At 73.3% G+C, this 20,882-nt stretch carries 19 protein-coding genes and 1 CRISPR repeat array (1 of these 20 cut by a window edge); of the genes, 3 read left to right on the forward strand and 16 right to left on the reverse strand.

Translation table 11 applies throughout. The features are described 5' to 3' along the window. Nucleotides 1-204 precede the first annotated feature (204 nt). From ACFWPT_RS11495 to ACFWPT_RS11515, 5 genes are all read right to left on the reverse strand, one after another. Nucleotides 205-1,104 carry an NAD-dependent epimerase/dehydratase family protein gene (locus tag ACFWPT_RS11495; RefSeq protein ID WP_380368588.1) on the reverse strand — a complete coding sequence of 300 codons (900 nt, stop codon included), beginning with the start codon at nt 1,102-1,104 and terminating at the stop codon, nt 205-207. Beyond that, nucleotides 1,104-2,252: a cytochrome P450 gene (locus ACFWPT_RS11500; RefSeq protein WP_380481336.1), complete on the reverse strand. Its 1,149-nt coding sequence runs from the start codon at nt 2,250-2,252 to the stop codon at nt 1,104-1,106. Before ACFWPT_RS11500 ends, ACFWPT_RS11495 begins: the two co-directional genes overlap by 1 nt. Further along, nucleotides 2,249-3,721, reverse strand: coding sequence for a class I adenylate-forming enzyme family protein (locus tag ACFWPT_RS11505; RefSeq protein WP_380481338.1), 1,473 nt, complete (start codon nt 3,719-3,721; stop codon nt 2,249-2,251). Before ACFWPT_RS11505 ends, ACFWPT_RS11500 begins: the two co-directional genes overlap by 4 nt. 111 nt (nt 3,722-3,832) lie before the next feature. Next, nucleotides 3,833-4,576 (reverse strand): glycosyltransferase, encoded by a 744-nt coding sequence (locus tag ACFWPT_RS11510; RefSeq protein ID WP_380368595.1) that lies wholly within the window; start codon nt 4,574-4,576, stop codon nt 3,833-3,835. Further along, nucleotides 4,573-5,586 (reverse strand): 3-oxoacyl-ACP synthase III family protein, encoded by a 1,014-nt coding sequence (locus tag ACFWPT_RS11515; RefSeq protein WP_380368597.1) that lies wholly within the window; start codon nt 5,584-5,586, stop codon nt 4,573-4,575. Before ACFWPT_RS11515 ends, ACFWPT_RS11510 begins: the two co-directional genes overlap by 4 nt. Nucleotides 5,587-5,860: 274 nt before the next feature. Here ACFWPT_RS11515 and ACFWPT_RS11520 point away from each other — a divergent pair, with 274 nt between their 5' ends. Next, on the forward strand, nt 5,861-6,073 hold the full coding sequence (locus ACFWPT_RS11520) for a cold-shock protein (protein WP_063352293.1): 213 nt from the start codon (nt 5,861-5,863) through the stop codon (nt 6,071-6,073). 149 nt (nt 6,074-6,222) lie between these two features. Here the strand turns inward: ACFWPT_RS11520 and ACFWPT_RS11525 are convergent, their stop codons facing one another. Then, a complete protein-coding gene (locus ACFWPT_RS11525) occupies nt 6,223-6,645 on the reverse strand; it encodes a hypothetical protein (protein WP_380481341.1) in 423 nt (140 codons plus the stop codon). Between the two features lie 103 nt (nt 6,646-6,748). Continuing rightward, nucleotides 6,749-7,783: an Lrp/AsnC family transcriptional regulator gene (locus ACFWPT_RS11530; protein WP_380481344.1), complete on the reverse strand. Its 1,035-nt coding sequence runs from the start codon at nt 7,781-7,783 to the stop codon at nt 6,749-6,751. Nucleotides 7,784-7,997: 214 nt separating this feature from the next. Here ACFWPT_RS11530 and ACFWPT_RS11535 point away from each other — a divergent pair, with 214 nt between their 5' ends. Both ACFWPT_RS11535 and ACFWPT_RS11540 read left to right on the forward strand, forming a co-directional pair. Next, nucleotides 7,998-9,437, forward strand: a complete 1,440-nt coding sequence (locus tag ACFWPT_RS11535; protein ID WP_380481346.1) for a UbiD family decarboxylase — start codon at nt 7,998-8,000, stop codon at nt 9,435-9,437. A 90-nt stretch (nt 9,438-9,527) separates the two neighbouring features. Next, nucleotides 9,528-10,148 carry a UbiX family flavin prenyltransferase gene (locus tag ACFWPT_RS11540; RefSeq protein ID WP_380481348.1) on the forward strand — a complete coding sequence of 207 codons (621 nt, stop codon included), beginning with the start codon at nt 9,528-9,530 and terminating at the stop codon, nt 10,146-10,148. 87 nt (nt 10,149-10,235) lie between these two features. On the opposite strand, the gene ACFWPT_RS11545 is transcribed toward ACFWPT_RS11540, so the two are convergent. From ACFWPT_RS11545 to cas3, 9 genes are all read right to left on the reverse strand, one after another. After that, nucleotides 10,236-10,625, reverse strand: a complete 390-nt coding sequence (locus ACFWPT_RS11545; RefSeq protein ID WP_363378571.1) for a RidA family protein — start codon at nt 10,623-10,625, stop codon at nt 10,236-10,238. A gap of 237 nt (nt 10,626-10,862) precedes the next feature. After that, nucleotides 10,863-11,141, reverse strand: coding sequence for a type I-E CRISPR-associated endoribonuclease Cas2e (cas2e, locus tag ACFWPT_RS11550; RefSeq protein ID WP_331744407.1), 279 nt, complete (start codon nt 11,139-11,141; stop codon nt 10,863-10,865). Beyond that, entirely contained in the window at nt 11,138-12,160 is a 1,023-nt protein-coding gene (gene cas1e / locus ACFWPT_RS11555; RefSeq protein ID WP_380481350.1) for a type I-E CRISPR-associated endonuclease Cas1e, read from the reverse strand. The genes cas2e and cas1e overlap by 4 nt, the downstream gene beginning before the upstream one ends. Nucleotides 12,161-12,163: 3 nt before the next feature. Continuing rightward, nucleotides 12,164-12,940: a type I-E CRISPR-associated protein Cas6/Cse3/CasE gene (gene cas6e / locus ACFWPT_RS11560; protein ID WP_380481352.1), complete on the reverse strand. Its 777-nt coding sequence runs from the start codon at nt 12,938-12,940 to the stop codon at nt 12,164-12,166. Between the two features lie 4 nt (nt 12,941-12,944). Beyond that, entirely contained in the window at nt 12,945-13,835 is an 891-nt protein-coding gene (gene cas5e / locus ACFWPT_RS11565; RefSeq protein WP_380481354.1) for a type I-E CRISPR-associated protein Cas5/CasD, read from the reverse strand. Next, entirely contained in the window at nt 13,835-14,980 is a 1,146-nt protein-coding gene (cas7e, locus tag ACFWPT_RS11570) for a type I-E CRISPR-associated protein Cas7/Cse4/CasC (RefSeq protein ID WP_380481416.1), read from the reverse strand. The genes cas5e and cas7e overlap by 1 nt, the downstream gene beginning before the upstream one ends. A gap of 41 nt (nt 14,981-15,021) precedes the next feature. Beyond that, nucleotides 15,022-15,666: a type I-E CRISPR-associated protein Cse2/CasB gene (gene casB, locus ACFWPT_RS11575; RefSeq protein WP_380481356.1), complete on the reverse strand. Its 645-nt coding sequence runs from the start codon at nt 15,664-15,666 to the stop codon at nt 15,022-15,024. After that, a complete protein-coding gene (gene casA / locus ACFWPT_RS11580; RefSeq protein ID WP_380481358.1) occupies nt 15,656-17,386 on the reverse strand; it encodes a type I-E CRISPR-associated protein Cse1/CasA in 1,731 nt (576 codons plus the stop codon). The genes casB and casA overlap by 11 nt, the downstream gene beginning before the upstream one ends. 210 nt (nt 17,387-17,596) lie before the next feature. Further along, nucleotides 17,597-20,500 carry a CRISPR-associated helicase Cas3' gene (cas3, locus tag ACFWPT_RS11585; RefSeq protein ID WP_380481360.1) on the reverse strand — a complete coding sequence of 968 codons (2,904 nt, stop codon included), beginning with the start codon at nt 20,498-20,500 and terminating at the stop codon, nt 17,597-17,599. Between the two features lie 171 nt (nt 20,501-20,671). Beyond that, nucleotides 20,672-20,882: direct repeats of the CRISPR family, unit length 29 nt; unit sequence ATCGGCCCCGCGCTCGCGGGGATTGCTCC (it continues 1,278 nt past the right edge of the window).

Below are 20,882 nucleotides of genomic sequence, written 5' to 3' on the forward strand. Positions count from 1 at the left end.
GACCGGACGTGACGGCGAGTTCCGCGGGCGGCGCCGGCCGCCACCGGGTGGACTCGGCGAGCATCGAGCCCGACCACCTCACGTGCTTTCGCGTCCACCGATTCGTCGAGCTGACCTGACCAGTCGCCGGCGCGGAGAAGGTCTGCGAGGTACGGCTCGGCGAGTCGGATGGACACGGCCGCAGCGCCTGGGCCCGGCCGGGTGTCAGGGGTGGTAGTCGGTGAGGGTGTGGGTGGGGGTCCAGCCCTGGGTGCGGGCGCGGGTGAGGTCGAGGACGACGCTGCGGGTGAGGAGGTCGACGGTGTAGGGGGTGAGGCCGGGGATGCGGGTGGTGCGGGCGGCGAGGCGGGCGAGGGGTGCGGGGAGGTGGGTGATGCGGGCGGGGAGGCGGTGGGCGGTGAGGACGTGGCGCAGCGCGTCGTCGCGGCGGTAGGGGGTCGCGTCGGCGATGTTGTAGGCGCCGGGCGGCCAGGGCGGGGCGCCGGTGAGGCCGAGGGCGGACAGGCAGGCGTCGGTGAGGTTGGCGACGGCGGTGAGGCTGAGCGGGATGTCGCGGCCGGGCAGCGGGAGCAGGCCGTGCCGGGCGCGGGCGAGCAGTTGGGGGACGAGGTGGGGGTCGCCGGGGCCGTAGACGGCGCGGGGGCGCAGGACGACGGCGCCGGCCGCGAGGGCGAGGCGTTCGGCGGCGGCCTTGGTGCGGCCGTAGGCGTTGAGGTGGCCGGCGGCGGTGGGGTGGTCCTCGGTGACGGCGGTGGCAGCGAGGGTGGCGGCGGTGCGCGGGTCGTAGACGCTGGCGCTGCTCACGTGGACGAGGGGCCGGCCGGCGGCCGCGCGCAGGACGCGTTCGGTGCCGGTGACGTTGACGGCGTGCTGGTGGGCTTCGGCGGGATCGCCCGGGGGCAGGTCGGCGACGGCGGCGGCGCAGTGGACGACGAGGTCGGCGCCGGTGAAGTCGGGCGCGCCCTCGGTGGCGTCCCAGGGGCGGTGGTGGCCGACCGGGCCGGGGCGGCGGCCGTGACAGGAGACTTCGAGGCCCAGGGCGGCGGCGGTGCGGGCGAGGTGGGCGCCGCAGAAGCCGGTGGCGCCGGTGATGGCGAGGTGCATCAGGATCTTCCCCGTCGGACGGTGAGTTCGGCGTAGCCGGGCAGGGCGCTGCGGCGGTCGACCCGGGCGCGGGTGACGACCGGGTGGTGGGGGGCGAGCGCCAGGAGGAGGTCGGCGAGCAGGGCGCGGGCCAGGCCGGCTCCGGGGCAGGCGTGCGGGCCGGCGCCGAAGACGGCCTGGGTGGCGGCGGGATCGTCGGCCGGGCCGCGGCGGTGGGCCCGGGCGGCGTGCCGGGCGACCAGGACCAGCCGGTCGCCGGCCCGTACGGGGTGCCCGGCGAGGGTGGTGTCGGCGGCGGCGACCCGGGGCAGCAGCGGGGACGGGGCGGTCAGGCGCAGGAGTTCGGCGGCGAGGCGGGGTGCGGTCGTCTCGCTCACGGTCGGCCAGAGCCCGGCGTCGGCGCACCAGGCGACGGCCCGGGGCAGGGCGGCGACGGTGGTGTTCACGGCGGCGACGGCCACCATGGCGTCGCGTGCGCCGCGTGCGCCGCGTGCGTCGGGCGCGTCGGGCAGCAGGGCGGCGAGCCGGGCGGCGGCGTCGACCGTGGCGGCGGCCGCGTCCGGGCCGCGGCGGCGGGGGCCGGGGAGGTGGTCGCGGGCGGCGTGGGCGGCGACTTCGGCCGCGGCGTGGGCGAGGTGGTGCGGGCAGGACTGCGCGCCGGTCAGGGCGGCGGCCGTGACACCGGCCAACTCACGTGCCAGTGCCACGAGTTCGATCTCGCCCGCGGCCAGGCCCGGGATCCGCTTCGCGAGCACGGCCTGCCAGTGCGGACGGATCCGTTGCTGTGCGGCGGTGTCGAGGCCGCCGGCCAGGGCGCGGCGGGCGTTGCGGTGTTCGGCGCCGCTCTGGTCGAACAGCAGTCCGCCGTCGGTGAGTTCGGCCGCCGCGCCGCCGGTGGTGCCGGGTGCGGTGCGGTCCAGCGGGACCTTGGTGAGCGCTTCGCGGTAGGCCTCGGTGCCGTGCACCAGCACGGTGCGGCCGAGCCGGACCACCGGGCGGCGGCGGGTGGCGGCGAGCAGGGCGAAGAGCAGGGGGTGGCTGCACAGGTAGACCCGGCGGTCCCGGCAGCGGGCCCGGCGGGCGGCGGCGGGTGCGGGCGGCGGCGGGGGTGTCCGTACGCTCACCGGTGCGGTCATGGGGTCGGTCACCGGGCCAACTCCCGTGCGCAGTGCGCGGCGGCCGCCGCCCGGTCGGGCTTGCGGGAGCGGCCCGCGAGCGGGACCTCGCCGAACAGGACGGCGTCCGGCCGGGCCGCTGCCATCCGGTCGAGCGGCCCGCGCAGGGCCTCGCGCAGGCGTCGCGGGTCGGTGCCCGGCGCCGGCTGGACGAGGGCGACCAGCCGCTCGTCGCCGTCCCCGGCCGGAACGCCGACCAGGACGGCGAGTTCGACACCCGGCAGGTGCAGCGTCGGTTCGTACAGGCCGGGGTAGATGTTCTCGGCGCGGCGCAGCACCATGTCCTTGAGGCGGCCGGCGAGGACGATCCGTCCGTCGGGGGTGAGGGCGGCGCGGTCGCCGGTGCGCACCCAGGGGTCGGGGTCCTCGCCGAGGTAGCGGTGGCGGGCGCCCGGGCCGGTGAGCAGCAGTTCACCGCCGGTGGCGATCCGGGCGCGGACGCCGGGCAGGGGAGCTCCGACCAGGTCGCCGTCCCCGTCGTGGGCGCTCTTGTCCGCCTCCTCGACGGCGGCGGCCGGGAACAGTTCGGTGAGCGCGTAGACGCTCCAGGCCTGGTGGGCGCCGGACTGTTTGACCCGGCGCAGCAGGGCGGCGTCGGCGGGGGCGGAGCCCGTCCAGACCCGGCCGGTGAAGCGGGCCCCGGCGGCGAGGGCGGCGCGCAGTTGCGGTGGGGTGAGGTAGGTGTGGGCGGGGTCGAGCCGGGCGAGTTGGCGGCCGAGCGCGGCGGGGCGGCGGGCGGGCAGCACGACGGCGGCGCCCGCGGCGAGGGCCGGGACGAGGACGAAGAACGTCCCGCCGAGGACGACCGTCCCGGGACGCGGGTCGACCAGGTCGGCGACGGTGCGCAGCCCGGCGGCCAGCCCGTCCCGGGTGTGGACGACGGCGCGCGGGCGGGCGGTGGTGCCCGAGGTGAAGACGATCACCGCGTCCGTTTCCGGGCCGCCGTCAGGCCGGGCGGGCGGGGTCGCGCCGGCAGGGCGCAGGTGCGGCGCGCAGCCGGGCAGGCGGCGGCCCAGGGTGGCGACCGGCCCGAGCGCGGTGAGGCGGGGCAGGGCGAGGTCGGCGCGGCGGGCGAGCGGCCCGGCCCAGCCGGCCACCGCCTGGGCGGCGGCGTCGGCGAGGACGAGATCGGGGCGGGCCAGGGTGAGCCGGGCGGCGAGCACGTCGGGCCCTGCGGTCGGGTCGAGGACGGCGATGCGCAGGCCCAGCCGGTGCGCGGCGAGCATGACGGCCAGTGCGCGCGGCCCGGGCCGGACGGCGACGCCGACGGTGGCGCCGGGGCCGAGGCCGTGGGCGTGCAGCGCGGCGGCGTAGCCGTCGGCCAGGTCGGCGAGTTCGCCGCGGCGGATCACCGGGCGGACGGTGCCCAGGCGGGTGTGGCGCAGGACGGCGGGCCGGTCGGGGTGGTCGGTGCGCAGGGCGTGGGTGAGCCGGTCGAGCATGGCGGGGTCCTTCGGCGGGCTGCGGAGCGGAACGGAGCGGGTCCGGTCGGGAAAGGGTCGGCAAGGAGCGAGGCGCGCGCGGCGCCGGGCGCACGGGGCGCGCGCGGGCTGTCAGCGCACGTCGACGGCGCGCGGCCCCGCGCCGCGCTCCAGGTACCAGCGCGCGGTGCCCACCACGCCGTACGCGCGGATGCGCCGGGTGGAGTTCTGCACCACCATGTCGCGGCGGCGCACCACCGCCGCGGTGTGCCGGCGGACCCTGTTGAGGAACGCCCGGTCGGTGGGTGAGGGCCGCCGGGGCATGCCGCCGACGGCGAGGTAGAGCTCGGCGGTGATCGCCATGTTGTTGCCCGCGTGCATCCGGTACGGGGTCAGGTAGCCGTGTCGGCGGCGGTGGGCGGGCCGGATCCGGCCGAAGAAGGCGCCGAGCGCGACCAGCGCCAGGAACACCGCGCGCCCGGCCGGGCCGTGCTCGTCGTGGCGGGCGGTGACCCGGCCGCAGACCAGCCCGCCGGAGGCGACCAGCCCGGCGCGGGCCGCGGCCGTCCACCCGGGTTCGGGCAGGCAGTCGGCGTCGGTGCGGGCGAGCAGGGTGGCGCCGTGGGCGATGGCGTGCCGGAAGGCGGTGTCCACCGCGGAGCCGACGCCCTTCTCCGACTCGACCACCACCTCGACCGGGAACGGCGCGTGGGCGGCGAAGGCGCGCGCCAGGGCGACGGTGCCGTCGGTGGAGCCGTTGTCGGCGACGAGCAGGGTGAAGTCGCGGTCGCGCTGGGCGGCGAGGGCGCGCAGCACGCCCTCGATCCGGGCCTCCTCGTGGTAGGCGGGGACCACCACCCACAGGTCGGTCCTCACGCTGCCTCCCAGACCATGGTCATGAGGCTGACGCCGCCGCCGAGCCCGATCAGCAGCACCTTGTCGCCGGGCGCCAACGTGTCGCGTATTCGGTCGAGTTGCACGCCCAGCGTGGCACTGGCGACGTTGCCGAGTTCCGGCACCGTCAGGACCAGCTTCCCGGCCGGCACCCCGGTCAGCTCGACGAAGCGTTCCAGGTAGGGGATCGTCACCTGGTGCACCAGCACCCGGGCGTAGTCGTCCCAGCCGAGGCCGGTGCGGGCGGCGAGCCGGGCCAGGGCGGCGGGGCCGATCTCCTCGAAGATGCCGCGCAGTTCCTTGCCGCCGCCCCGGAAGTAGCTGTACTCGTCGCCGCGCGGGTGGCGGGAGCCGCCGCCGGGGATGCCGCCGGCCGGCCAGTGCTCGGAGGCCGTCTCCGTCCCGACGTCGAGGATGCCGCCCCGATCCACGGCCTCGACGACGACGGCCGCCCCGGCATCGCCGAAGGTGTAGCCGGCGAAGCCGTCCCGGAACTCCGCCGGGGAGGACGGCGTGCGGAGCATGGCCCGGCTGGGCGTCTCGCCGGTGACGACCAGGGCACGCCGGGCCCGGCCGGCCAGGATCATCGCGCGGGCCAGGTCGATCCCGTTGAGGAAGCTGTTGCAGGCGTTGCTGACGTCCAACGCATGTGCACGGGTGCCGAGTTCGGCCTGCACGATGTGGGCGGTGGCGGGCTCGCACACGTCCCGGGTCGCGGAGGCGAACAGCAGCAGGTCCACGTCCTGCGGGCGCAGCCCGCGGGCGGCGAGGGCGCGCCTGGCGGCGCCGACCGCGAGGGTGGAGGCGTACTCGCCGTCGGCGGCGAAGTGCCGGGTGCGGATGCCGGTCGCCTTCTCGAACATCCGCTCCGGCAGGGCGAGTCGGCCACCGGCGGTGACCTCGTCCTGGAGCTGCTGGGAGGTGAGCCGACGGGCCGGCAGGTGGGAGCCGACGGCGGTGATGCCGATCCTCGGTGTTGCTGCTGGGTGCATGCCCCCATGCTCCGGCGGCACGGCCGGGCCGGCCTGAGTACGGGTACTCAGGCCGGCCCGCCGGGCTACCCGATCACGTCTGTGCAGATGGACGAGGGACGGCTGCCGGGACTCCGGCGCCTGCAGCACCTGCGGTGCCGTCACCGGTCCGGGTGGCTCCTCGCCGCAGGGACCGACCAACTTCGCGTTACAGCCCCGCCGAGACCCCGAGCCCTGCCATGATCGGCACGTTGCGTCTCGTAGATCCTCGATCCTCGGAAAACCAGGAGTGGCTGTGGCAGAGCGGCAGAACGGCACGGTGAAGTGGTTCAACGACGAGAAGGGCTACGGCTTCATCACCCCGGAGTCCGGAGCGGACCTGTTCGTTCACTTCCGGGCGATCCAGGGAAGCGGCTTCAAGTCCCTGGTTGAGGGCCAGAAGGTGACCTTCGTGGCGGTCCAGGGCCAGAAGGGGCTCCAGGCCGACGAGGTCCAGGTGGCGGAGTAGGAGCAGTTCCTCCCCTTCCTCCCCTTCCTCCCCCGGGCCCCGGTCCGAACGGGAGATGCGGGAGATGCGGGAGATCGAGTCCTGGGCGGCCTCCGTTCGATCGGGGCCGCCCAGGCCGTTCTGGACGTTCTGGACGGCTCGCCGGGCGGTCAGCCGCCCGACGTCTCGACGGTCACCGCGACTGAGCGGTCCTGGAGGGCGGCGGCGGTGAACTCCACTTCGACGAGCGTACCCGCCAGACCAGCCGTCTTCAGCTCAACGGCCATCGCCCGTGCCTGCGCCAGTGCCAGCCCGTGGGCCTCGCGCAGGGCTCGCAGCACCGGGACGAGGCTCAGCTCGGGCTGTACGAGGTGAAGGCGCGCCAGTCCGTGCTCCGCCAGTAGCGCCTGGCGGATCTCCTCGGGTGTCGGCCCGCCGTCGTCCTCCTCGCACCAGGCCGCAGGGCAGGTCCGGCAGGAGGCCTCGGTACCCCAGCACAGCCGTCCGCGGTCCAGGAACTGGCCGACATCGCGGACCAGCGCACCGCCGCAGTCCGCGCATCGTGTCGTGATCTTCGCACCCTGAGTGATCATCAGACTCCCCGCCGTCGCTCGTCGTTGCGCGGATCGTCCCGCATCTACGCGTGCCCGTCGACCATCGACTATCGCCCATCGACCGTCGTTCCTCGGCGAGGCCTCAGCCGCGCCGGGTGCCGGCCGGCCGGTTGCGGTGGCGGCCGACGGTGCCGACGCGTTTGAGGGTCCGGACGATCGGGGCGGTCTCGACCGTGTCGACGCCCGGGAGGGCGCCGAGACGGTCGGTCAGGTAGTCGTACAGGTACTCGTCGTCGGGGCAGAGGACGGCGGCGAGGAGGTTGGTCCGCCCCGTGGTGGCTGCGGCGTAGGCGACTTCGGGGTGTTCGGCCAGGGCTTCGCCGACGGCGGCGAGGTGCGAGGGCCGCACCGACATCCAGATGGCGGTGGTGGTCGGGCTGCCCAATAGCCGCTCGTCGACGTCCACGACGAAGAAGAGCGCTCCGGCCGCGCGCAGGTGGGCGATCCGGCGGCGCACCGTCGACTCGTGGCAGCGGCCCTCGGCGGCCAGCGCCGCGTACGTCGTACGGCCGTCGCGGGCCAGGGCGGCGAGCAGCGTGTGGTCGAGGTCGGTGAGCTCCAACGGCGACGGCGACGACGACAGCCGCCCATCGGGGGGCGGGAACGTTGGGGGTGGGACGGCAGGAGGCGGGAACGCGGGGGCGAGCGCGTCCCGCTGGTCCTGGTCCAGCTCGCAGGTCAGGGCGCCCCAGGTGGTCGGGCCGCCCTTGAACAGCCGCAGCACGCGCTGCGCGGTGATCGAGGTGACCCCCGGGAGCCGATCGAGCAGGTGCACCGGCGCGTCCTGGGCGCGGTCCCGGTGCGCCACCAGATGGCAGATGATCTCGGTGGCGCCGGAGGCGAGCTGGACCCACCGCGTGTCCTCCCGCGCGGCCAGGGCCCGGGCCAGGCCGAGCGACGCGCCGGGGGCGGACTGCAACCGCAGCGCCCACACGGTCTGCCCGACCGGCCGGGGGTTGAGCCTGCCGATGACGCGCAGCCCGGCGCTCTCGCACAGCGCGGCGTAGCGGCGGGCGACGACCTGCTCGGAGACGCCCAGCACCGAGGCGATCCGACGCAGGGGGGCGCGCCCGTCGATCTGGAGGGCGTGGATCAGCCGGAGATTGAGGGATTCCACGGATCCAGACCCTACCCGGGGCGGTATCCGGCACGTACGCTCGGACTCGTTGCGCCCGCTCGCGGCCGATCCGGATCATCGGTGCGCAGGCCGACGCGGCACCTGTCCGCGCGGAACTGCGATCCCCGTGGCGGCCGCGCCGCGGCTCGGCCGCCACCCGCGAGGAAGAGGAGGAGGGGAGACCCGGGCACACCACCCGGCTCCCCGACGGCAGATGAGCGCATTCCGTGATCTTCGGCATTACATCGACCACCTGACCGAGGTCCTCGGGAAGGACGAAGTCCTCCAGATCGACGGCGCCGACCGGGACCTGGACATCGGAGGCATCACCGAACTGCTGGCGGAGCGGGAAGGCCCCGCCCTGATGTTCGACAACATTCCGGGATTCCCCACGGGGTACCGGGTGTTCACCAACTTCATGGGGACGCCCGCCCGCACCGCGGTGGCGCTCGGGCTGCCGCACGACACCGCCGAGCTCGACATCGTGCGGGCCTGGAAGGACCTCAGCAAGCGGATCGAGCCCGTTCCCCCGGTGGAGGTCGCCACCGGCCCGGTCCTGGAGAACGTCCTGGTCGGCGAGGACGTGGACCTCGGGATCTTCCCCACCCCGCGCTGGCACGACAGGGACGGCGGCCGCTACATCGGCACCGCCTGCATGGTGATCACCCGTGACCCCGACAGCGGCTGGGTCAACGTCGGCACCTACCGGGCCTGCGTCCAGGGCCGCGACCGGTTGTCGCTGTGGATGCTCGGCAACCGGCACGCCAAGGCGATCGCCGAGAAGTACTGGGCGCGCGGCCGGACCTGCCCGATCGCCGTGGTGGTCGGCCAGGACCCGATCCTGTCGACCGCCGCCGCGATCGCCGCACCGTCCGGGATGTCGGAGTACGACCTGGCGGGCGGGCTGCGCGGGGAGGGCGTCGAGGTCCTGTACGCGCCGGGCAGCGAGCTTCCGATCCCGGCGCACGCCGAGATCGTGATCGAGGGCGAACTGCCGCCGGTCGAGGAGGAGTCCGTCCTGGAGGGCCCCTTCGGGGAGTGGACCGGCTACTACACGCACTCGGGCCAGGAGACCGTCGTCCGGGTCACCCGGATCCTGCACCGCGACGACCCGATCATCCTGGGCGCACCGCCGATGCTGCCGACCATCCCGGCCGGCGACCAGGCCGTTCCGCTCTACTCGGCGTCGCTGACCTGGGACCACCTGGAAGCGTCCGGCGTGCAGAACGTCAAGGGCGTGTGGGCCTACGCCCGGCAGCTCCTGATGGTCGTCTCCATCGAGCAGACCGGCGCGGGGGACGCCATGCACGCGCTGCTGGCGGCGGCCGGGCGCAAGCGCACGGGCGGCATGGAACGGTACTTCGTCGTGGTCGACGAGGACATCGACATCACCGACATCAACCACGTGCTGTGGGCGATGTTCACCCGCGTCCACCCGACCGAGTCCATCCAGGTCCTGCGCGCGCCGACCACCGCCATCGACCCGCGGCTCGCACCCGACAAGCTCGCCGCCGGCGACCTGTCGATGGGCATCGTGCTCATCGACGCGTGCAAGCCGTTCGCGTGGAAGGACCGGTACCCGCCGGCCAACCGCGTCGACCAGGCCACCCGCGAGCAACTGCGCGAACGGTGGGCGGGCGTCCTGGCGCTGTAGCCCGCCGGAGGGGAGGGGGCCCGGTGCGCCCCCTCCCTCACCCTCCCCTCCGGTCCTCCCCCCCCTTCACCCCTACGCCAGGAGCACATTGTGCCCGCCACACCCCCCACCACCCGCCTCGTCATCGGAGTCACCGGCGCCACCGGCGCCCCGATCGCCGCCCGCCTGCTACAGGTCCTGCGCGAGGCACCCCAGGTGGAGACCCACCTCGTCCTGAGCACCTGGGCCCGCTCCACCATCGAGGTGGAGACGCCCTACAGCGCCCGGCACTTCACCGAACTCGCCGACGTGACACACAAGTTCGGCGACCTCGGCGCCACCATCTCCTCCGGCTCCTACCCGGTCGCGGGCATGGCCATCGTCCCGTGCAGCATGAAGACGCTCGCGGCCGTCCGGCACGGCATGGCCGACAACCTCATCACCCGCGCCGCCGACGTCACCCTCAAGGAACGGCGCCCACTGGTCCTCGTGCCCCGGGAGACGCCCCTCAACGAGATCCACCTGGAGAACATGCTCGCGCTCTCCCGGATGGGCGTACGCATCGTCCCCCCGATGCCGGCCTTCTACGACACCCCGAACGGCATCAGCGACCTCGTCGACCACATCGTCATGCGCATCCTCGACCAGTTCGACCTCCCCGCAGGCACCGCCGACATCGCAGAACGCTGGCAGGGCCTGGCCGACACCCGCCACCACCACCCCGCCTCCTAGCGCCGCGCGGCACACCCGCCCGCTACGAAAAACCACAGCGCTGGTCGCAGCCACCCACAATGTGGCCGCGACCAGCGCTTTCCGGAATCAGTCGAGGATGGCGTCGATCTCCACTTCAACGAGCCATTCGGGATCGATGAAGCGTGAGACCTCAACGACGGTGCAGACCGGACGGACCGACGCGAACCGCTCCCCGTGCGCTCGCGCGGCCTCCTTCCAACGCGTCACATCGGTGAGCATGAGACGGGTCCGCACAACGTCCCCCAACGATGCCCCCGCCTCCTTCAGCGCGGCCTCCGCAATGTCCAGACACCTGACAGTCTGGGCGTACACATCGCCCTTCCCCACGGTCGTCCCACCGTCCCCGATGGGAGCAGTCCCCGCGACTGCAACGTGTGACCCCTTGCGGACTGCCCGGGAAAAGCCGATCTGAGGTTCGAGAGGCGAGCCGGAACTGACTATCTGCCGATGATCCATCGCACCATGCTCCCAGAGCACCGCACATCTGAAAACAGGCCCTCCACCGGGCACTTCGCCCCTGAAGCAGCCCATCCCCCGCGCCTGCGGGGATGGCTACTTCCCGCCGATCGGAATCGTGCTCCACCCGGAGCAATCCCCGCGCGTGCGGGGCCGATCCATTGATTTCGGCCGCCACGCCTCCTTCGGGGGAGCAATCCCCGCGCATGCGGGGCCTACGCTTCGTGACCTGCGAGTCTATCGGCGGGAGCGGGCTGAGAGGATCAGTCCGTCGAAGTCGACGGGCTTCCAGCGGTCCTTGCCGGCGGTGCGGACGGTCCAGCCCTGTTCGTTGGTGGCGGGTTCGACGAGGACGGCTTGGCCGTCGCCGATGCGGGTGGCGAGGAGGTCCCAGAGGCGGTCGCGGATGCGGCGGCTGGGGGTGCCGACGAAGACGCCGGCGTTGACTTCGACCATCCAGCGGGTGAGGTGGCCGCGCAGGCCTTCGGGGGCGGCGATGAGGATGATGACGGTCATGGGCTGTCCGTGTCCTGGGTGAACTCCGGGCCGATGATGGCCAGGTGTTCGTCTCCCATTCCTGGGTCGGAGACCGGGGGCGTCGGCGTGCCTTCCGTCCCGGACCAGTTGACGCCGCCCTGGACCGTGCCGACGCGTTCGTCCCAGAGTTCGTTGACCTCGACGTCCGGCATCTCGGTGCCGTCCGGGCTGAGGAGGGCCTTGACGTCGTTCACGATGCGGCCGAGCAGTTTGTCCTCGGCGATGCGGTCGCGCAGGCCGAGCCGGGCGTCGCGCTCCTCGGTGTGGCCCTGCTTGGCGAGGTCGAAGGCGAGGGGGATGGTGTATTCGGCCTTGTAGAGGTCCGCGATGTCGAGGACGAACGAGGTCGCCAGGCCGGTGTGGACGAAGCCGAGGCCGGGGCTGGCGCCCAGGCCGGTGATGACCGCGTGGCAGATCCCGTAGAGCGCGGCGTTGGCGGCCGACAGGAGGCGGTTGAGGTCGTCGCCGGCGGCGTGGGCGTCGCCGGCCTTGTAGACCCGGCCGTTCCAGGGAACACCCGTTCGGCGGGACTCGGCCTGGTAGAGCTTGCGGATGCGGGCGCCCTCGCGACCGCGCAGTTGCTGCATGGTGGCGGCGCTGACGTCCTCGCCGGGGAAGCGCATGCGGTACATGGTCCGGGCGACGGCGAGGCGTTCCTTGGTGCGGCTGACCAGCCAGGCGTGCCGGTTGAGGAGGGCCGCGCCACGGCTGGGGCCGAGTCCTGCGGCGTACATCCGCACGCCCTGCTCGCCGACCCAGCACACGGTGGTGCCGGAGTCGGCGAGCAGGTTGACGGCGCCGTGGGTGATGCGGGTGCCCGGGCCGAGGAGCATCACGGCGACCATGGCGGCCGGGACGCGGACGGTCTCGCGCTTGTTGATGACGACGACGGCGTTCTCGTCGCGGTCGATGTGGCTGCGCTCGACGTAGACGCTGGAGACGCGGTCGGCGAGGCGGTGCAGGTCGTGGGGGTGGGCTTTCCACCAGATGTCGGCCATCGGTCAGTGGTGTCCGGTCGGCAGCGGGGCGAGGGTGAGCAGGCCGCAGCCGTAGGCCTTGGAGGGGCCGATGCCACCGAGGAGGGCGGCCTGGAGGAGCCCTGGGTCGGTGATGCGCAGCCGGCCTTCGAAGGTGGCGGTGGTGAGGGTGACCGGGCTGCGGGTGCCGGGCTTGGTGAAGGTGTTGCGGCTGCGGTCGGTGATCCGGGCCTCCCGGGCGGGCTGCTGCGCCTCTGCGGGGGTGTCCGAGGCCGGCGGTTCGAGGCCCGGGGCCGCGCTGTCGGTGCGCGCTTCGGGGATGGTGAAGCCCCAGCGCTGGGTGCGTTCGAGGAACCAGGTGAGCTGCTGGGCGGCGGTGCGGTGGGCCATGCGGTAGGAGCGGTGGTGGAGTTCGGCGGCGGTCTTGGTGCGGTGCGGGCTCGCCTTGGCGGGCTTGGAGGTGTTCTGGACGGGGCTGGCCTTGAGCCGGAAGGCGAATTCGCGGCCGACGGCGAGCTGGGCGAGCAGCGGGCTGTAGTCGCGGACCGCGTAGTGCTCGCCTTCGGCGTCGGGCCAGCCCGCCTGTTCGACGATGTGGGTCCAGTCGGGTTTGGAGGGGGTGAGGACCAGCAGCGTGGGGCGGCGCGGGTGGTCGGCGTCGAGGCGCCAGAGGATCCGGTCGCCGGCGGCGGGGTCGGGGATGCCTGCGGTGACGGCGCCGTGCAGGGCGCGGGGGTTGGCGAGCAGGGTGCGGCTGGCGGCGCGCAGGGGGTTGATGCGGACGCGGGAAAGGTAGGTCATCTGGTCACCAGCCCAGCAGGGCGAACGGGTCGTGGCCGCCGGCCGCAGTGGCCGGTTGGGCGGTCGTGGTGGGCGCGGCAGACAGGGTAGACGGGGCGAACAGCGCGGACGGGGCGAGGCCGGTGGGGACGTTGAGCCAGGCGTGGCGGATCCGCCGGGTGGTGAAGCCGCGTTCGCGGGGCGCGAAGGAGCGCGGGACGTCCTGCAAGGTGTCGTCGCCGGCCGGGTCGTCGAAGGTCGCGGCCAGGTCGATCCGGTGGGGCGAGAACGGATCCGGACCGCGTTCGGCCCGTCGGCGGTAGGCGGCCTTGGCGGCGGTGCCCGCCTGCCAGGGCTCGTCCGCCAGCACGTCCTCCAGGGCTCCGGTGCGCACGGTGCCGAGGGCGATCGGCTGGGTGGGGACGCAGGAGCGGCGGCCGAGGGCGAGCGGGAAGGCGGGGCGGCGGATCGCCTCGGCGAGCGTCGCGACGAGGCCGGCCGGGCCCTGGACGGCGGCGACGAACACCGCGTCCTGAAGGTAGTAGCGGTGGGTGACGTGGGTGTCCTTGGCCGGGGAGGTCGGCTTCTGGACGCCCTTGGCGTTGACGCCGCTCTGCGGCAGCGGGCGGCCCCGGTAGTCGCTGACGGTGTGGTAGTCGCGCAGCAGCGTGCCGGGCTGGTCGATGCGCACGCCCAGGCGCAGGCCGACCAGGCCGGTGATGTCCGCTTCGCGGGGAAGTCCGGCGGCGGCGGCGAGCAGGCCGACGACCCCGGACTTGGTCGGCTGGGGCGGGGTGTCGCGGCGGTTGAAGGCGCTGCGGTCGCCCCAGGACTGGAGCGGCCCGGCCAGGCGCAGGACGAGGACCGCCTGCGCCTCGCCCTGCGGGGCCGGTACGGGGGTCAGGTCGGCGGGCATCAGTTGTCGTTCACCCCCTCGGTGAGGGCGGTGCGCAGGCCGTCGCGCAGCTCGGTGAAGGTGCGGTTCGCGCCGAAGGCCTCCGCCAGCTGCTGCGCGGACTCGGCGGCGCCGGTGTCCGCACCGAGGGTGTGGCAGATGCCGACGTACAGCGGGCTGTCTCCCCACTGCTCGGTGGCGGTGGCGAACTCCACGGCGAGGCGGCGCGCGGACTCGGCGACGATGCCCCGGCTCGCCGGGACGGGGTTCTCGTACGCGGACACGAGGTTCACGGGCTGGTCGGCGCGCACGACGACGGCCACCAGGCTGGGGCGGGTGCGGTGCGCGAAGGAGTTGCCGTAGCCGGTGGGCATGGACCGGGCGAAGGAGTCGACGAACAGGTCGACGGCGTCGACGGCGGCCTTGTCGTCGCCGAGGTTGCCGCGCAGCTGGTGCAGGCCCACGGTCGCGTAGCGGTAGAGGGTGGCGGAGTTGAAGCCGATGGTGCCGATCATGCCGGCGCCGGTCTCCTCGGCGGTGTTCTCGTCGTCGACGGCCGTGTAGTAGTCGAATTCGAGTTCGGCGGCGTGGGTGGAGATCGCGTGCGCCACCTGGGTGGCGGCGTCGACGTTCAGGCCGGGGATGTCGGCGACCATCCGGCCGAACAGCGCGACGTCGGCCGGGTGGCCGCTCTGCAACTGCTCCTTGACCGGCAGCGCCTTGACGGCCTCCTCCAATGCCTTGGCGTCGAGGGCGGCGAGGTCGGCGGCGGTGTCGGCGACCAGGTCGACGATGCCGTCCAGCTGGCGGCGCCCGTAGAAGAGGAGGTAGGCGGTGTCGCCCTCCTTCTTGCCGGCGGAGATCCCGGTCGACTTGATCAGGGCGTCGGCGATCCGCTGCGCGTCCTCGGCCTCGATGCCGGCGCGCTCGGCGATGCCCTTGGCGAGCTGGGCGGCGATCCGCTTGGTGCGGGTGGCGAGGTCCTGCCGGTCGCGGCTCTCGGCGAAGTGGATGCGGGTGGCGCGCTTCCAGGCCTGGGAGGAGACGCGCGAGCGGCGCTTGCCGCCGAAGTACGCCTCCTTGGGGTTGCCGTTGTCGTCCCGGTTGAGGTTGGCCGGCGGGACGGTCTGCAGGATGTGGACGTCGATGTAGAGGCGGGCGGTCATGCGCTTCTCCTCGGGGGTGGTGGTCCGGGTGTGTCGGGCGCTCAGTCGGCGGGCGTCTTGTCCTTCCACGCCTGGTAGCCGATCGCCCACTTGAGGCGGACCTGCGGGCGCCGGTCGGTGCTGTGCCAGGCCTGGATGTCGGCCATCAGGTGGCTGTAGTCCAACGGCTGCGTGATGGAACGCAGTTGGGTGATCAGCCCACGCAGGTGGACCAGCAGCGCGGACACGCTGGTGGCGCCCGCGAGTTGCGCGACCCGGGTGTCGAGCGCCTCCTCGCTGACCTTGCCGCTGCGGCGCAGCACTCGCAGCGCCTCCCCGAGCTTGACGCCACGGCGGTGCATCGGCTTGGACTGGCTCTGCTGGTGCAGGCCGTAGAGAGCCAGCGCGGCGTGCTCGGCCTTCTGCTCGTCGGACACCTCGTCGCGCAGCGCGAGGACGTCGTTGACCTCGCAGCTGTAGAGCGGCCACATCTTGGGGCTGTCCATGACCGGGCGCCCGAGGCCGGAGCGCAGGGCCGCCAGGTCCTCGCCGGGCGGCCGGCGTGGTTGCTTGGTGCGGGGGTCGTACCGCCAGTTGTGGTCGGGGCCGGTGAACTCGTCCCAGTACCGGCGCCTTCGGGCGGCGGCGATGCGCTCAGCGGCAGTGGCGTGCTCAGCGGCGGCGCCGGCGGTGTGCTCAGTCGTCAAAGTCCGCTCCGGGGTCGTGGTCGAGGGCGGGGCCGGTCTCGGCCGCCCGCGCGGCGGCCGCTTCCCGTACGGCGGCCGCTTCCCGGACGGCGTCGGCGTACCGGGGAAGGATCTCGTCGAGCCGGCGCCGGAAGTTGGCGCCCGCGGTACCGAGCCGGTAGGTCTGCGTCTTGCCCGCCTTGCCGCCCAGGCTGATCGTGCGGCCGCCGAAGGTGGTGGCGGGTGCGGCCAGCAGGAGCGTGTTCGCCACGTCCCACGCCTGGCGGTGGGCGAGTTGTTCCCAGGCGAGCCGGCCCCGCTCCAGGGCCTCGTCGTCCGCGCCGGCGGTGCAGACGCCGGCGAGCAGGCGGCGCACCAGGGGGTCGAGGGTGTGCAGGAGGAGCTCGCCCGGTCGCTGGCCCTTGTCCCAGGGGATGGGGTCCGTTCCGGCGGCCCGGCGCAGGTCGGCGGAGAGGTTGCTGACGGCCTGGGCGAGCCGTTCCGCCTGCTCGGCGACGTCCAGGAGGAGCAGCTGGGCTTCGCTGTCCTGCTGGAGGGCGAGCAGCGGCAGGGGGATGACGTCGTGGATGACGTCCTCGACGATCGCGGACTGGGTGCCGTAGACCATGCCGAAGGTCTCGACCTGCAGCGGGTAGTCGGCGGGGAGTCGGTCGTCCTCTTGCAGGGCGCTGATCTGGTCGAGCAGGATGCTGGTCTCGAAGCCGCCGTCGGGGCCCTGGCGAGTGGGCGTGAGAAGGGCCTCCAGACCGCGCCAGGCGGCCTTGCCCTGGGTGTGGCGGCGCGGCCTGCGCTCGGACAGGGCGGAGGCGGACTTCTTGGCGGGGGCGGTGAAGGTCCAGGCGGTGTGGGGCTCCTGCTCGGGCATGGGCGTCAGCCGGTCCCCCGCGCTGATGACGACCCGGGCCACCTTCAGCTGCCCGGCCTCGTCCTGGTGCGGGATGAGGCGGATCCGCCGGGCCTGCCAGGTCCACAGGTCGAGGAGGCCTTCGGCCGCGCGGGGCTGCCAGGCGGGGCCGTGCGGGCCGCGTTTCCACTGCGGGAGGCCGAGGTTGTCGGGCGGGGTGAGCGGAAGGTTCAGCAGGAGGGTCTCGTACAGGGTGCGCCCGGTGGGGATGATGACGCCGAGCTGGCCGAGCGGGCCGGTGGGGTTCCCGGTCGTCTTGCCCGCCTTGACCTGGTCGTCGCCGACGACGCCGGTCTTGATCGCCGCGGTGTCCCAGCAGTGGGCGTGCACGAGCCAGTGGGCGGCCTGGGCCGGCGTCAGGTCGAGCGGGTCCGCGTCGGTACGGGTGCCGAACAGCGGGACGTTGTTGCCGCTCGCCGCGGTCGCCACCAGGGCGGCGGAGCCCTTCGTCTCGTCCTTGGCGGTGCGCAGCCCGGCGACCTGCCCGAACGGGGCGGCGGGGTCGAAGAGGTCGAACTTCGCGTGGTGATCGGCGAGGTAGGTCTCCAGGCTGCCCAGCTCGTCCTTCGTGAATCCGCCGCGGGTGAGCCGCTCACCCTTCTCCCCGGGGTTCTGGGGCGCGCCGGTCGCATCGGCGACGACGGGCAGCAGGACCTGGCGCAGGACAGCCGGGAACTGCGTGGAGAACTCGACGACGAGGCCCTCGAACTCGTGGGCCCGGGCCAGGGCCCCAGCGATCCCCACCTGCACGGGGGGCCCGCCACCGACGGGTCGTACCGTCAGCCACGGTTCGTCGACAAGGTTGTACCCAGGCACGCGCTGATCTCCCAACTAGCCATGTTTAGCTTGTTGCTGGTTCATCGTGGCACCGGCGGATGCCTGTTGTGGGGTGAATGCTTGAATTGCCCCCGGCCCCGCCTGCCTTGGTGCGCGGGGATGGCCCGTGGCCGTGTTTTCCGGCCCTGGTCGGCTGCAAGTCGGCCCCGCGGTCGCGGGGTTGAGGGGGTGGGGCGACGCCTGTTCGACTCACCCCCTCGCCTTTATCGGTACCGGGGCACGCTGGGGCCCTCCGCTCACCACGAGGCCGAGCAGGTCGTCGTAGCGCAGTTGGAAGTCACCGAGGGCGGCGTCCCCGCGCTCGTCGAGTTCGAGGGCCAGGCTGTATCGCAGCCATGGATGGTCGCGCCAGCCCGACAGCGGACCGAGCGCCTGCTCGGCAGCCTTTGTCAGCTTGGTGGGCAGGCGCACCGTCCCGGAGAGCACGTCGTCCACCATCTCGGCCGCGACCGTCCCGTTGGGGCCGAACTTACGGCCCGTCATCGCGTGGAAGTCTTCCCCGGTGCGGCGCACCAGCACGACCTCCACGCTCCGGTCCCCGTCCCGGACGAGTGCCTCGAACTGCCCCTCCGCCAGCGTGCCGTGGGCTCCGTAGTGCAGACCGGCCAGAGTCTGCGAACCGTGCTCCCCGGCGCGGGTCAGGACGTACTGGGCGGCTTCCTCACGGCGTTTGGCCTGCCGCTTCTCCCAGTCCTGTCGCGCCTGTGCCTCGACCTCGGCCCACTCCGCCGGGACGACGGGATCGGTGCCGTAGACCCGGGCGACCAGGTCCGGCACCTGGCCGGGGATGCTCCACGCGCCTGCGTCGGCCTTCGCCGCCCGTTCGACCTCGGCGGCCGTGCGCAGCAGGAGGTAGCGGCCGTAGATCCCCTCGGAGTCGCGCAGGATCTGCGGCACGCCGTCGTCGTCGAGGCGGATACCGGTGATGACAACGGTGGGCCGGGACAGCCGGCGGGGGCGCTGCACGCCGTCGTGGCGGTGGAGGCGTCCGATGCGCTGGAGGAGCAGGTCCATCGGAGCGAGGTCGGTGATCAGCAGATCGGCGTCGACGTCGAAGGACTGCTCCGCGAGCTGGGTCGCGACGACGATCATCCTGCCGGGACGCCCGGATCCCTCGGCCGGTGGTCCGAGGAGCTTCAGCACCTCCTGCGTACGGTCCGCCCGGTGGCCGGCGTGCAGGCGCCCGTGCAGGAGCCGGACATCAGCGCCGAACTCCTTGCGGAGGGCCTCGAACGTGGACTGGGCGCGGGCCACGGTGTTCCGGATGACCAGCACGCATCCGCCGTCGACCAGCCGCTCCTTCAGATAGTCGACCACGGCGGCATCCTGCGCGACTTGGGCGTCGGTCCGCGTCGGCTGTTCATCGAGCACCTCGACCCGCACCTGAAGATCCTCACGCCAGGATGCGGTGCTCTCCACCAACAACTCCGGCCGCCCGTCCGGCCCCGCCCAGGCCGCCGTGACGCTCGGATAGCCCTCCGGCTCGGGCAGCTCCAGGGCCGCCGAGGCCTCCGCCGACCGTGCACCGGCCAGGTAGGCGGCGACCAGGCGGCGCCGCTGCTCCGGCGGCAGCGTCGCCGACAGCAGCACCACCGGCACGCCGGCCTGCCCGAGCCACCACAGGCCCTCCAGCAGGAACTGCGACATGTAGACGTCGGCGGCGTGGACCTCGTCGAGGATCACGACCTTGCCCACCAGGCCGGCCATCCGCAGCATCACGTGCTTGGTACGGGTCGCGGCGTACAGGAGCTGGTCGATGGTGCCGACCGCGAACGGGCTCAGCAACCCGCGGCGGCGGCCGAGGAACCACTCGGCGGGGGCCCGGCGCTCCCCGTCCGCGCAGCCGTCGAAGCAGTCGGTCTGCATGCCGAACTCGTCTTCCCCCACCGAAGCGAAGGGGTCGTCGGCGTCCTGCCCCCACTCCCCCGCGCCCTCCAGCAGGCCGCGCCACTCCTTGTTGAACATCCGCTTGCCGTGCAGCAGCGCGACCTGGCCCTCCAGCCCATCGCCGACCTCGCGCAGCCACGACCGGACCTGGGTGAACATCGGATCCGCCGTCGCCTGGGTCGGCATGCCCAGGAACGCCCCGTCCGCACCGTGACGCGCTGCCATCAGCTCGGCCGCCGCCAGCGCCGCCTTCGTCTTCCCCTCCCCCATCGGCGCCTCGACGATCACCAGACCGGACCCGCCCATCCGACGCACCACGTCGAGGACCAACTCCTGCGAAGGCCTGGTCCCGTGGCCGAACCGGTCCCGGAACGTCTCCGGGCCGGGCGCCGCCAACGCTCCCCATCCACCGCGCAGTTCGAGCCTCGACCACGCCGCCACAGCCCGCTGCCGCGCCTGAGGCATCGCCACCTTCGCCAGGTCGGACACACCCGTGAAGTGCCGCTCGTCGCTGGCGATCCAGTCCGCCATCACCACGAAGCCGGACAGCTGAAGCTGCGCCGCCCGGCTCGGCACCAGCACCGGCTCCACCGCGGCCAGCGGCGACTCCCCCTCATAGCCGAGCTCCCGCGAGAACACCTCCACCAGCGCCGACTGCGCGAGCTTCCAGGGCCGGCCGATTCCCTGCAGCTTTTCGTTCTTCTTCGGCGGGCTCAGCTGCCCCAACGTCGGGATCAGCCCGTGGTGGCCGGCGACCAGCGGCCAGACCCAACCGACCTGCTCCTGCGACCACTTCGCGTCAGCGAGCAGCGCCCTCAGCACCCGGCCACCGGCCTTTTCATGCCGCCAAGACGAGCCCTTCACCGCGTACTTGTCCCAGGTGAGCCCCGCTTGACGGACCGCGGTCTCGCCGGCGGCATCGAGATGCTGAAACGCCGGGGTGGCCTTGCCACAGTCATGGATCCCACACAACCAGGCGAACAAACGCCGCCCCTTACCCGCACCCCCCGCCAGAGCGTCCAGACGCCACCGCGTCACCGGTGGCAGGTAACGGTCCCAGACAATCTCTGCCACCGCCGCAGTGTCCAGCATGTGCGACAGCAGAAGGTTGGCCGTCCCCCCAGCCCGCCCGGCGGACTTACCCCACAGCGCACCCAGCCACCCCCTGACCTCGGGCGGGTACCACTGCCAACGATCCTCAACCATCGTCTCAACCTCCACGTGCAGGTACGCTTCGAGAGCGTAGGACACGGCACTGACAACTCGCCTCGGAGCAAAGAAATATGACGGTCATACATCGACTCCCCTCCGGTCTGCCATCCGATCGAACTGAATCAATCAGGCCCCTCGCCCGCTAATCACCGCAGGTCAGAAAGCATCGGCCCCGCGCTCGCGGGGATTGCTCCTGACGCCCGTCGACACCGCCCGTGACCGCGGGATCGGCCCCGCGCTCGCGGGGATTGCTCTCGGTTGCGGTCGGGAATCCCGTACCACTCAAGATCGGCCCCGCGCTCGCGGGGATTGCTCCCACGTCTTCACCTCGCGGGAGTGGTGCTTCCAATCGGCCCCGCGCTCGCGGGGATTGCTC

Source organism: Kitasatospora sp. NPDC058478 (assembly GCF_042720345.1).
GTDB lineage: Bacteria > Actinomycetota > Actinomycetes > Streptomycetales > Streptomycetaceae > Kitasatospora.